This is a genomic window from Leuconostoc carnosum (genome assembly GCF_014207505.1).
Lineage (GTDB): Bacteria > Bacillota > Bacilli > Lactobacillales > Lactobacillaceae > Leuconostoc > Leuconostoc carnosum.
On sequence record NZ_JACHGL010000004.1, the window covers coordinates 69,154 to 81,437 of the forward strand.

Consider the following 12,284-nt stretch of genomic DNA (forward strand, 5'->3'; position numbering starts at 1 on the left):
CTTTGGTTTGGTTTGGTTTGGTTTGGTTTGGTTTGGTTTGGTTTGGTTTGGTTTGGTTTGGTTTGGTTTGGTTTGGTTTGGTTTGGTTTGGTTTGGTCATTTAGCAGCCTCTAGTTTTTAATGATATATTTAATATTCATTTTAGTATATTATGTTAGAAAAAACGCCCCGAATTTGGGACTTTTGTGAATGAACGTGATTTAAATCATATAATAGCAAGGGTCGCTTTTTATACTTGATTATTTGTATAATGAGAAAATTTGACTAACAAAACTATAATAATGGAGAAGTATACGATGGAATATTCAGAATTGTCTAAAACTAACTTGATGGATTTACTAGCACAAGCGTATCAGGTGTTGTCTGATAAAAAAGAACGAGAGGATCAAATTGCAACAATTAATCGTCGTGTACATCAAACGCTAAACAAACCAGTGGGTTTTCAAGGTATTTTAAAATGGGGAATACCTGCCGCTGCTTTCTTGGTAGTCCATGTCTTAGTATATTCTGTTTTAGGTATTGGCATTGGCATTATCTGTGGTGGCGTTGCAGCATACTATGCCTACAACTACAGTTCTGGTAAAAAAGATAAAGCCTTGGTGAAGGAGAAGGTAGCCCAGTATCGTCAACTGGCGAACAAAGCACAGAATGAACTAGAAATTTATCAAGCAAGTGACTCTTTTCTAGACAGTCTTGATTTTTTATTGCCTGAAATGAAAGATATATATGCTGTAGCAGCTTTATATAACATACTGAATAGTGGTCGAGCTGATAATTGGAAAGAAGCTATTAATAAATATGATACTGAAATACATAGGTATCGCCAAGAGCAGAATCAACAAGAAATCATTAATAATCAAAAGAAGCAAATGATGAATGCAGAGCAAAATAACATTTTAATGAATAGAATAACTACATCTATTGGTACACAAAATGCAATGATCGCAACACAAATTGCGCAAATTGACAATATTAATAAAAATACCTCATCGATTAACAGTAGTATTAACGCAATTAAAAATCGATAAAAAAGGAGTACATCAATGGGATTATTTAAAATGTTTGGGAATCATATCAAACAACAAACAATTCAAAATTTGGCTGATTCTAGTGGCCTTATGCGTGATCTAATTAGAATTAATCAGATAAAAAAACGTGAGAATGCACAAAATAAATTTGGTGTGAGATTGGAATATGTACCAGAAACATCTGAAGAAGATTTAGTCAGTGTCTCTAGTGAATTATTTGATATGACAAAAGATCAAGTATTAGGTTATGTAGCAAGCACACCTGTTGTATATGTTAAAGGGTTGGATAATCACACAGCAAAAGAGGTTGTTAAATATTTAAAAGGTATTGGTGTTCAGTCCAGTGTTTCTTAAGTCGGGTAGTATTTTTAAAGATGTTAGCCGACAGTAATATATCAGGGAGATTATAAATGAATCAGTATAATAATAGGGCAACAACACGCAGGGAACGATACGCTGTCAAGTCACACAAACAGATAATTGCTTTAACTACAGCAACGGTAGTCACAGCAACAATTGCATCAACTACTGTCAATGTTAATGCTGATGTCATCAGCGGTAATCAGTCAACGGATACAGCAACACAGACAAGTTCAAATCAAGTTACACCAAAGTCAGATTTTGAGAATGCTCAAGAATCAGAAGCTCAAAAATTAGCTACGTTGCAAGCACAGCAAAAAGCCGATGAAGAGGCCAAAGCGCAAGCTAATGCCAAAGCCCAAGAAGCTACTGAACAAGCCAATGCTAAGGCATTGGCTGATGCACAAGCAAAACAAGTCGCCCAAGCGAACGCTGATGCACAAGCTAACGCGCAAAAGCTCGCGGATGAACAAGCAGCAAACGAAGCTGCAAAAGCACAACAAGCTCACGACGCTCAAGTTGCTCATGATGCTGAAGTTGCCAAGCAACAACAAGCAGCAACTGATTTTGCAAATCAACAAGCTCAAGAATCTGGTTCTGCTCAAGCACAACGTGACACTGTGACTAATCAATACAATGCTGACCAGCAAGCTGCTCAAACAGATGCTACCGCAACAGACAAGGCTATTGATACTGATGCAAAAACAGCTACGGATGTTGCATCTACCCAGCAAGCTACAGCTAATCAAAATGCTGATGCCGCACAAGCTAAGGCTCAAACTGATGCTCAGAACCAACAAGCATCAGATACAACAAAACAATCTGCTGAAAACACAAAAGCCCAAACAGCTCAAAAGCAAGCTAACACAAAAGCTGAAGCTACTGCTCAAAAGACTGTTACTTCAGCTAAGCAAGCTGTTGATAAGACTAGCGTAAAAACAGCAACACCAGCCAATCCATACGCTGACAATTTTGACTCATATGATTCTGATGCACCATCTAGTGTCAATGAAGTTGGCAACTTACCAACAAAGATTACAGACCCAAAGATTCCATCAAATCATGTTAACGACCAAGGTTATATTGATTATTACCAATACTTTGGTGACAATGACAAGACACCTGAAATTAAGGGTACTCCTACGGATATTCAACAAAATGAATTAGCTGATTATGCAGTAACTCTTGTTAATTCATATCGTGCAACACAAGGTAAAGCACCTGTTCGCTGGACAAAAGAAAACCAAAAAGCTGTTATTGCTTCAGCAAAGGCTCGTGAAGAAGCCAATGCCGGATTCAAGCATACAGCCTACTTGGGAAATTCAGCTACAACAAAAACAGATGAAGCCTATGCCGCTCAAAACCTTTGGTTTGCTGGCGAAAATCTCGGTGTTTCACCTTATTCTGACTTAACAATGTTATCAGCCAAAGTTAATCTCTTAAATGTTATTACTGCCATGATTTACCAAGATGGTGCCTATGGAAATGGTCATCGTAACAATTTCATGAAAGATGACCAAATTATGGGATTTGCTATGCAGAAAGATAACACTGGTGATTGGCCATATGTTGTTATTTTCCAGAATGCTGCTATTTCCGATAATTTGGATTTAACAACTGACATACAGACAACTTCAACTCAAGCAATTGAAACGGCTCGTGGTGGTAACACGCAAGCCAACAAGCAAGCTTTAGCTGACGCTCAAGCTAAGTTAGCCCAAGTTAAAGCTAACAATGCAACAGCTTTGTCAAACTTGCAAGCAAAGAATCAAACTGCAATTGACAATATCAATCAAGCTTATGCTGACGCTATTGCTCAAATCAAGGCAAACCATGATTCAGCAATTTCTCAAAATGCTACGAACTATGCAAACAAGATTGCTAGTATCAAGGCTGATGCCACAGCAAAGCATGATGACAATGCAACCAAATTAGCTGAAACACTAGCTAATTTGAAGACTGACTATGAGACTACAATTGCTAGTATCAAGGACCTTTCGCCTGAAGACTTAGCAAGTAAGAAAGCCACTGAAAAGGCAGCCTTTGACAAAGCACAAGCAACTGAATTAGCTACGTTTGAAGCACAACAAGCTCAAGATGCAAAGACTTTCTCCGCGCAATTGGATACAAACCTAGCTAACTTGAAAGCCCAATTGGATGCTGATTTGGCAACAAAGACAGCTCAAGGAGCAAAGAACGTTGCTCAAATCAAAGCTCAAAATACTGATGCTTACAACAAGTTAGTAGCAGCTAATGCTAAAGCATTGACAAATCTCCAAACAGCCAATGCATTAAGTTATGGCAAAGCCAAGGCTGAAAGTCAAGAATACTTGAACCGTATCAACCCAGCCAACGCTAAGCCAACACCAGAACCATCAAAGCCCGATGATACAAAGCCATCTCAACCAGATAACTCAAAGCCATCAAAGCCTAATGATTCTAAACCTGGTAAGACTGATTCAAACAGTAAAGATGAGTCAAAGAAGCCAACTGCAAAGCCAGTTGCCGACAAGACAAATTCTGAGTCTCAAGCCAAGACTGACTCAAAGAAGACAACGATTCAAAAAGCCGATACAAACAAGAGCTTAACGCATACAAAAACTCAAGTAAATACTGTCAAAAAAGTACCCCAAGTGACAGTAGCTAGCAAAACAAATATCGTAATTGCACCTGATAATACAACATATATCTATGATACGGGTACTAAAGCGTTAAATATGATATCAGTAGAAAATCAACATATGAATGTTACAGCTCAGCCCGAGATTAATAGGCCAGTATCAGTGAAACAAGGGAACCAAGTTAATGCTACACCAGCTGTGCTACTTCCTAAAACCGCAAAAAATCAACAACACAGTAATCAGGCAATATTAATCAGTTTATTTGGTTTACTGGGCGTTTCATTGTATGCCCCAAAGCATATGAAAAACAAACGTTTTAATGCATAATATCAGCAAACTAAAAAAGGACTTCAAATTTTCATACTTTGAAGTCCTTTTTAAATACTTATCATTAAAATTTCAAAAACACCCCGATATAGGGAGGTTTAGGTAAATATACTTTTTTTATATTATAATTTTTGGATAATGGGTTTTTATTGAGAAAATCGAAGTAGGGAGATCGTATGGCTACGAAGCAAGAATGGCAAGAATATTTTGCACTAATTAATGACCGCCAACCATCAGCAGATGAGGTATTGGCAGCCATTGAAAAAGGGGAGATTACACTGGGGAATCAAGAACAAACTATACCTAAGGCAGAGATTACAGAGGACGCTAATCGTGTTTATACGAATGCGAAGCAACATGCTGGGAATTATTGGACATGGGTTAAACCAATCATTGTTAATCCAAGTCGCTCTAGTGATGCATCAGACAATACACTATTTTTGTGGGTGTCGTTTGTTATCGCATCATTAACGGGAGCATTTTCATTCTCAAACGTTATTCGACGTGGTTTGAATGTTGCATTGAATAGTTATTCATCTTTTGGCACAGATTTAACCAAGATTCGTAGTCAGTTAAGTGCACTAAATTGGCAATTATTTTTTTATGTTGTCATTATTTTTGCCATATTTTATCTGGCAGCATTGCCTGGGTTACTACTACTTAATCGTCGGTATCTTACTGTGAAACAAACAGTTTCCAAGTATTTAAAGTGGTTCGTACCGTTATCTTTGATTAATATTATTGGTGCCATATTATCATTTTTTGTACCAATTGCATCTATTTCAATTTCAACATTGGAAGATATGTCGTCAATCGTTAATACCTTTTTTGCTTCCTTTGCGGTGATTACTTTTATTTTGACACTCGGAGCAGCGTTGTTAATTGCAGCCCAACAATTTTTAATTTCAGAAGTACATTTACATCAAGGTAAATTTGATGCTGCCTGGGTTACTTTACTCCAGTGGATCATCAGTATAGTTGTGATTGCCATTGAAGTACGTATTATTGTAATACCATTACTTCAAAATCTAACCCAATCAATAGGAAATTGGTAAGGAGCATAATATGGATCAGAAGAAAAAATGGTTAGCTGATTTCAAAGCTAAAAATCATCGTAATCCAACAATCGACGAAGTTACTGAAGCTGATAAACATGGTTTTGTTTTAATTGATGATGAAATGCCTGTACAGAGTGAAGAAGACTTAGCAACAGCAACGCCATCAGTAACACCGGCAACGTCTTGGCGTGAAAAGTTTAAATTAGCTAATGGTCGCTTACCCAACCTTGAAGAGGTGAAGCAAGCTAAAGCTACTGGTTTTAAAAGTGTAGAACCACTAATAACAGCCCAAACTGAGAGTGAACAAAATCCAGTGCCTAGAGCACCGAGACAACAAATGTCTAAAGGCAAAAAAATTGCACTAACAACTGGAGTAGTGATTATTGCGGTTGGCGTTGCCTTGGTGACTTGGGGCAATAAACATTATGCTAAATCAGCAACAGCACAACGTACTTTAAAAATTTTGAAGTCAGAGAGTGCTTCGCAATACGCGAAGAATTTTGTCTGGTCAGATACAAAGAAAAAAATTGACCAAGATGAATTGGCACCATTTGTTAATAATATGGCTAGTAGTAAGTGGTCTAATCAACGTGAGAACGACATTTATAATCAATTGTTATCTGGACAAGCTGGCAACGGTTTTACTTTTAAACGAACAGGGCATGCTTTCTTAGTATTTCCGAAGTATCAATTAACTGTGAAACCCGTCGATTTTAATGTTTCAACGAACAATAAAGATATAACCTTAAAAATGAATGGTAAAACGATTGGTACTTCAGATTCGGATAGTTATTCTAAATCATATAAACACCAAGTTAGTGGTTTATATAAATTTAATGCGACAGGCAAGATAAGTGGTCAAGATGTCGCAACGAGTGATGAAAAAGAAATTGATAATAATACCAATGTTAATTTGGCGATTGACATGATTAGCTTTGATGTTAATTCAAATCTTAGTTCAGGTGATTTATACATTGGTGACACAAAAGTTGGTACTTTAACAGATGGCTTATTATCAGTAAAAAATATGCCAGTCAGTAAGGGTGCAAAGGCCTATGTACAAGCTAAGTTTGGAGATCAAACCATTCGAACAACTAAAACAAGTTTGCAAGACATATATGATGGGGAAAGTATCAATTTAAATGCAGATGGTTTAATGACAGAAGATGATGCTAACAGCACAGTTTCGTCAATGTATGATGCTTTGGGGTCATATGCTTCACAAGAAGAGGATCCAGACAACTTGGATATGTTTAAAAATGGTGCTAATAACAAAGCCTATCAAGACTATAAAAAAATGATACGTCACAATCTTCATGATGCCAAACGAAATGCAGAGTCTGTTTCATTTAACTCGCCAGACGTTAAATCGGTCAAGCAAACTAGTCTGACGACAGCAAATGCAGTGTATCAGGTAAAAACTGATTTTTATTACAGCTCTGATGATGATAATGATTCATATGGGGATTTAACGCAGACATTTGAATTAACCGCACATATGGTTTATGACAAACGTAATGAAACGTGGCAGGTTGATTCAATTGATCCTAATCAAAAGAAAATTTCTGAAGATAATAATGTTAGCTAATCGAAAAATAAGGGAGTATACAAATGTCTGAAAACGGTGCAAGTCATGTTGTCATCAATAATGTTGTAGCAGAGAAAAATGGTATAGGACTGGCTGGATTGATTGTCTCAATCGTTGGTTTTTTCTTATCATGGATTCCGGTACTGGGATGGATTGTTTGGATTGTCGGATTAGCACTGTCTATTGGCGGCTTATTCCGTAATCCTAAAGGAACAGCGATTGCTGGTTTAATTATTTCTTTCTTAGATTTAATTCTACTAATCATACTAGTAAGTTTAATTGCTGGTGTAGCTAGTACAATCTAAAATATTGCTAAGATGTGCTTTTAGCACATCTTTTTAATTGATTATAAGAAAGGACGTTATGATGAAACGTTATTATAAATTAGGAGTCGGTGTCGTTGTTATCATTGTGTTATTGGTGATTGCTGTTCGGATGTGTACTCATACTAATGATCCTATCGCACAGCGAGAAAAAGAGAATAATCAACAAACTGCATCAAACGCAGGGAAATCTGTCAAACGTTTTATGACAAAAAAGACTGTTGATTTACAGTCGGCATCCACGGAAAAGCGTATTCAGGTTGTGAAAAAGTTTTATAATTGGGCTGGCACATATGCTAGTCAGCATAATCAGGCTCTAACAGCTGTGGATACTGAAGCATTAGGTATGCGTCAAGGTGGGCCAACATCATATTATATTAGTACAAGTGATGGTGATATGTCGGTATGGAACCAAGTAGATGCTGTTGACTATCAACTACAATCTGTTTATGCACAAAAAGATGAAAATGATCAATTCAGTGGTCATGTAAGCGATATGTTGTGGTTGTATACTAATACAAACGGTGATACAGGTATTTCGGATGAAAACGATACAGACGAAAGTGAGGCGACGAGATATTCAAATGTTGATATGACTAAACCAATCACAATGCTAGTACTTGGACTAAATGGCAAGGTTTATAGTGCTACATTTCATCAAATGCCAACGCCGTTTGGTCAAAAGCCAATAACTCGAAGTATGATTAATCGTGGGAATACATCTAAAACAGGTATTTGGACTTCAGAACAATTAAAAAAACTAAATCCCATCGAAGTTAATCATAATATGACGCATTTACTTGCACCACAGGCTAGTATTTTTAAATCAAATCATACAGAAATATCAGAACAATATCAAAAACTAATTCAAAGCCAAATTGGTCAATAAACAGTGGGTTTCTTGAAGCAATAAAAAAGATGACTAATATATATTAGTCATCTTTTTTATTTAGCTGAGTCCAGTACTTTGAATTTTGCTGTCTGGTAGTCAATTTCAATGCCTGGTTGAACATTGAAAATCCAGTAATTTAAATTAAGCGTTTTACCGTTATCTTGAACAGATTTTGCCATGTAATGAACACCACGGGCTAAACGATTGTTAGCAATGTATAACGGGGTTACTTGGGCGCGAATTGTGATAGTTGGATGTTTATTAATGGCATCTCGAATATCATCTTCAGGAGCTAACTGGCCAGGATAGGCATTTTGTACACGTGTACCAGTAGTCATATTTTCAGTTACCATAGTTGGTAAGCCAAAAAATTGATAGCCAACAATATGTGATTTATTCCATAATGCCTGCTTACCATTACCTAGCTTGACGTTTGGATTATCATGGTAACCACCAACCCATTTTGTACCATTATAATGATCATTTATAAACCAACCTGATGGCCGTACATCATAAGGAATACGGTCAGGACGTGCAGTGACCTTTCGAATAGCTTTTTTGCTAGCGACAAAATTGGCCTGTTGAGAACGTCCTTGTGAATCAAGTGGCGATAGACTTAAACCATCAGCAGGTCGTAATTTTGAACCTTGAGATGGGAAGGTTTCATCAAGTTGATCATCAGTAAATGTGGCCTGATTGTTATTGATACGCACAATATCACCATCTAAAGTGCCATCCCATTTTAAATTAATTAATGCTTGATCTGATTGGGCAGTGACAGTTTTAGATTTTGAGGTATCAGGTGAAGTGGGTTTGCTATTTTGTTCATTTTGCCAAAAGTAAAAACCGGCAACAATGAGGACAATAAAAAGTGATAATATTTTGTTCTGGGGTTGCTTTTTACGGCGATAAGTACGTTTTTTAGCCATGTTAGTCTCCAATAAATACAGTTAATCATACCATCTTTTATAAACAAATAAAAACAGACATATTGTCTGCTTTTATTTGTTTATAAAAGATGATTACTGGATATAAGTAGAAAATTATTTCGTTAAGTGCCACTCAGATTTAAACTGATCTAGGAAAGCTAACATAAATTGATGGCGACTAACAGCAATTTTCTGTGCTGTTTTTGTGTTAAGTCTGTCTTTGATCAGGAGTAGCTTTTCATAAAAATGATTGATTGTTGTACTGTCATCTTGGCGATATTGTGCTTTAGTTTGAGCAATGCGTGGTGGTATATTTGGGTCGTATAAAATCCGATCTTTTACAGCACCATAAGTGATGGCACGTGTAATAGCTATCGCACCAATCGCTTCTAAACGATCAGCATCTTGCACGATTTGACCATTAAGGTCAAGTGGTTTGACGTTACCAGCAATTGATTTAGACCATGACATATTGTCAATTATTGTGATGATTGCGTTGATTTGATGTTTAGTCACGCTAATAGACTGTAAAAACAAGATCATGTTTTCTTTGGCGGCCTGTGCTTGTGCTAGTGAATGAAAGAGTTTATCATCATAGACGTCATGCAATAATGATGCAGCGCGTACAATAAAAGTATCGGCTTGAGGATAGTCTTGAAGAATTTTATTTGATAAAGCAAGTACTCGATCAATATGATCAACGCTATGACCAGTTTTATCGGCACTTAGCGATTTTTGCATATAATCTGTAATATCATCGAGTTGGGTCATAATTGTCCTTCCAAAAGCATAAAAGCGCATTCAGCTAGCTTTATTTTAATTTTGTATCAATCTAAAATTACTATACCAGAAAAAATTTTTAAAAACTATGAAAAGTCCTTAAAATTAGTTATAATTATCTTAGTAAAGTCGGCCTCATGCGGCTAAATGTGCGAATGAATATGATAAACGTTAATTGACTCATCGACACATTAGAAAGAGAGAAGACTCATATGTCAGAACCAAACAATGTCTTGTTTAATACAGCTAATCTTACGGATTCAGCAGTTATTTATGATAAGTTTTCAAAAGCAGAACAACAATTTGCAACTAAGAAAGATAAAACTTTCTATATTACAACGCCTATTTATTATCCATCTGGTAAATTACAATTAGGTAATACTTATACGACGGTGTTGGCAGACGCTGCTGCGCGGTATCATCGTTTACTAGGGGAAGATGTTTATTTCCTAACAGGAACAGATGAGCATGGTTTGAAAGTACAGCAAAAAGCTAAAGAAATTGGCAAATCTGAAATTGAATATTTAGATGGCATGGCTAAACAAATTAAAGATTTGTGGCAGTTAATGGATATTTCTTACAATGATTTTATTCGAACAACTGAGGAGCGTCACGAATCGATTGTTCGTAAAATTTTTAAGCACTTAGTTGATAATGGTGATATTTACAAAGGTGAGTATCAAGGTTGGTATTCCGTTTCAGATGAAGAGTATTTTACAGAATCACAACTTGCTGAGGTTTATCATGATGATGAAGGTAAAGTTATCGGTGGTAAGGCACCGTCAGGTCATGAAGTGGAATTGGTCAAAGAAGAATCTTATTTCTTTAAGATGAGCAAATATGCTGATTGGTTGTTGGAATATTATAAAACACATCCAGAATTTATCCAACCAGAAGCTCGTATGAATGAAATGATCAATAATTTCATTGCACCAGGCTTAGAAGATTTAGCAGTGACCCGTACAAGTTTTGACTGGGGTGTGTCCGTTCCTGGGGATCAAAAGCATGTTATATATGTTTGGGTTGATGCGTTGGTCAACTATATTACAGCGCTTGGGTATGATACTGATCATGATGAGTTGTTTAAACGCTATTGGCCAGCCAATGTCCAATTGGTGGGCAAAGAAATCGTTCGTTTCCATACAATTTATTGGCCAATTATTTTGCATGCCCTAGGTCTAGAGCTACCAAAGACAGTTCTTGGTCACGGTTGGTTAGTGATGAAAGACGGTAAAATGTCAAAATCTAAGGGTAATGTCATTTATCCTGAAGTTTTGGAAGAGCGGTATGGCTTAGATGCTGTCCGTTACTACTTGTTGCGTGCTATGCCATTTGGTAATGATGGTGTCTTTACACCAGAAGATTTTGTTTCACGGGTTAACTTCGACTTAGCAAATGATCTTGGTAATTTACTAAATCGTACCGTAGCTATGATTAACAAGTATGAAAATGGTATTGTACCAGAACTAAATACTGGTAAAACTGAATTTGATGATGATTTGGTGCGTACTGTGTCAGAAGGCATTGCTGAATACCATAAGAACTTTCAGAATATGCGGACAGCTGATGCACTTGAGAGTGTATGGACAATTATTCGTCGTGCAAATAAATATATTGATGAAACGCAGCCTTGGGTATTAGCTAAAGATGAAACCAAAAAAGTGATTTTGTCTAGCGTGATGGCACATTTAGCTGCTTCATTACGTGTTGTAGCTGTGTTGTTGCAACCTGTTCTGACCAAAGCGCCACGCAAAATATACGAACAACTAGGATTTGATTATCCTAAAAATGGTGCGCCAATTGCTGGTTTGTCATTTGGTAAATTACCAACAGGTGGTAAAGTCGTTAAAAAAGGACAGCCGATTTTTCCACGGCAAGATGTTGCTGAAGAAGTTGAGTTTATTTCTGGATTGGTATCAAAAGATACTAAAGGCAAGGGCCGCGCTGTTAAAGAAGCTGCTAAACAAGCGGCTGTTGCAGCTGATTCTGGTAAGTCACTAATTGCTTATGATGATTTTGATAAAATTGAATTAATAGCGGCCAAAATTACCGCCGGTGAAATTGTTGCTAAATCTGATAAGCTGTTGAAATTTACACTTGATGATGGTTCAGATAAACCACGCCAAATTCTGTCAGGGATTCGTCAATGGTATGAAAATCCAACTGTATTAGTTGGTAAGACAGTTGTCATTGTTGCCAATATGAAGCCTCGTAAAATGGCTGGTGAAGTATCAGAAGGCATGATTTTATCAGCAGAAAAGAACGGGATAGTCACTGTTACAACAGTACCAGATAGTATTGAACCTGGTTCAGGAATAGAATAAATATACTGTGTATTAGCATGATTTAAGAAGACGCTTTGGCGTTTTTTATGATCG

The 12,284-nt window shown here is 36.7% G+C and carries 10 protein-coding genes; 8 read left to right on the forward strand and 2 right to left on the reverse strand.

Translation table 11 applies throughout. The annotated features are described in order from the left end of the window. Window positions 1–296 precede the first annotated feature (296 nt). The 7 genes from HNQ98_RS05440 (at window position 297) to HNQ98_RS05470 (ending at window position 8,194) form a co-directional block, all read left to right on the forward strand. Window positions 297–1,028, forward strand: coding sequence for a hypothetical protein (locus HNQ98_RS05440; protein WP_135197767.1), 732 nt, complete (start codon window positions 297–299; stop codon window positions 1,026–1,028). 15 nt (window positions 1,029–1,043) lie between these two features. Then, window positions 1,044–1,382 carry a hypothetical protein gene (locus HNQ98_RS05445; protein ID WP_135197766.1) on the forward strand — a complete coding sequence of 113 codons (339 nt, stop codon included), beginning with the start codon at window positions 1,044–1,046 and terminating at the stop codon, window positions 1,380–1,382. 56 nt (window positions 1,383–1,438) lie between these two features. After that, window positions 1,439–4,336: an SEC10/PgrA surface exclusion domain-containing protein gene (locus HNQ98_RS05450; protein WP_135197765.1), complete on the forward strand. Its 2,898-nt coding sequence runs from the start codon at window positions 1,439–1,441 to the stop codon at window positions 4,334–4,336. Between the two features lie 176 nt (window positions 4,337–4,512). After that, window positions 4,513–5,391 carry a hypothetical protein gene (locus HNQ98_RS05455; protein WP_135197764.1) on the forward strand — a complete coding sequence of 293 codons (879 nt, stop codon included), beginning with the start codon at window positions 4,513–4,515 and terminating at the stop codon, window positions 5,389–5,391. Between the two features lie 10 nt (window positions 5,392–5,401). After that, the gene (locus HNQ98_RS05460; RefSeq protein WP_135198194.1) at window positions 5,402–6,982 is read left to right on the forward strand and encodes a zinc ribbon domain-containing protein; all 1,581 of its coding nucleotides are present in this window, start codon (window positions 5,402–5,404) and stop codon (window positions 6,980–6,982) included. 23 nt (window positions 6,983–7,005) lie between these two features. Then, on the forward strand, window positions 7,006–7,287 hold the full coding sequence (locus tag HNQ98_RS05465) for a hypothetical protein (protein ID WP_019040409.1): 282 nt from the start codon (window positions 7,006–7,008) through the stop codon (window positions 7,285–7,287). Between the two features lie 58 nt (window positions 7,288–7,345). After that, window positions 7,346–8,194, forward strand: coding sequence for a hypothetical protein (locus tag HNQ98_RS05470; protein ID WP_135198193.1), 849 nt, complete (start codon window positions 7,346–7,348; stop codon window positions 8,192–8,194). Window positions 8,195–8,250: 56 nt separating this feature from the next. Here HNQ98_RS05470 and HNQ98_RS05475 read toward each other — a convergent pair whose 3' ends face one another. Next, complete coding sequence (locus HNQ98_RS05475; RefSeq protein ID WP_135197761.1) at window positions 8,251–9,126, reverse strand: DNA/RNA non-specific endonuclease; 876 nt, start codon at window positions 9,124–9,126, stop codon at window positions 8,251–8,253. A gap of 114 nt (window positions 9,127–9,240) precedes the next feature. Continuing rightward, window positions 9,241–9,897 (reverse strand): HD domain-containing protein, encoded by a 657-nt coding sequence (locus tag HNQ98_RS05480; RefSeq protein WP_135197760.1) that lies wholly within the window; start codon window positions 9,895–9,897, stop codon window positions 9,241–9,243. A gap of 221 nt (window positions 9,898–10,118) precedes the next feature. Here HNQ98_RS05480 and metG point away from each other — a divergent pair, with 221 nt between their 5' ends. Next, window positions 10,119–12,230: a methionine--tRNA ligase gene (metG, locus tag HNQ98_RS05485; RefSeq protein ID WP_135197759.1), complete on the forward strand. Its 2,112-nt coding sequence runs from the start codon at window positions 10,119–10,121 to the stop codon at window positions 12,228–12,230. Window positions 12,231–12,284 lie beyond the last annotated feature (54 nt).

Bases quoted from the DNA above. Each gene is read 5' to 3' on its own strand.
- HNQ98_RS05440 (WP_135197767.1), top strand. From the start codon at position 297: ATGGAATATTCAGAATTGTCTAAAACTAACTTGATGGATTTACTAGCA.
- HNQ98_RS05445 (WP_135197766.1), top strand. From the start codon at position 1,044: ATGGGATTATTTAAAATGTTTGGGAATCATATCAAACAACAAACAATT.
- HNQ98_RS05450 (WP_135197765.1), top strand. From the start codon at position 1,439: ATGAATCAGTATAATAATAGGGCAACAACACGCAGGGAACGATACGCT.
- HNQ98_RS05455 (WP_135197764.1), top strand. From the start codon at position 4,513: ATGGCTACGAAGCAAGAATGGCAAGAATATTTTGCACTAATTAATGAC.
- HNQ98_RS05460 (WP_135198194.1), top strand. From the start codon at position 5,402: ATGGATCAGAAGAAAAAATGGTTAGCTGATTTCAAAGCTAAAAATCAT.
- HNQ98_RS05465 (WP_019040409.1), top strand. From the start codon at position 7,006: ATGTCTGAAAACGGTGCAAGTCATGTTGTCATCAATAATGTTGTAGCA.
- HNQ98_RS05470 (WP_135198193.1), top strand. From the start codon at position 7,346: ATGATGAAACGTTATTATAAATTAGGAGTCGGTGTCGTTGTTATCATT.
- HNQ98_RS05475 (WP_135197761.1), bottom strand. From the start codon at position 9,126: ATGGCTAAAAAACGTACTTATCGCCGTAAAAAGCAACCCCAGAACAAA.
- HNQ98_RS05480 (WP_135197760.1), bottom strand. From the start codon at position 9,897: ATGACCCAACTCGATGATATTACAGATTATATGCAAAAATCGCTAAGT.
- metG (WP_135197759.1), top strand. From the start codon at position 10,119: ATGTCAGAACCAAACAATGTCTTGTTTAATACAGCTAATCTTACGGAT.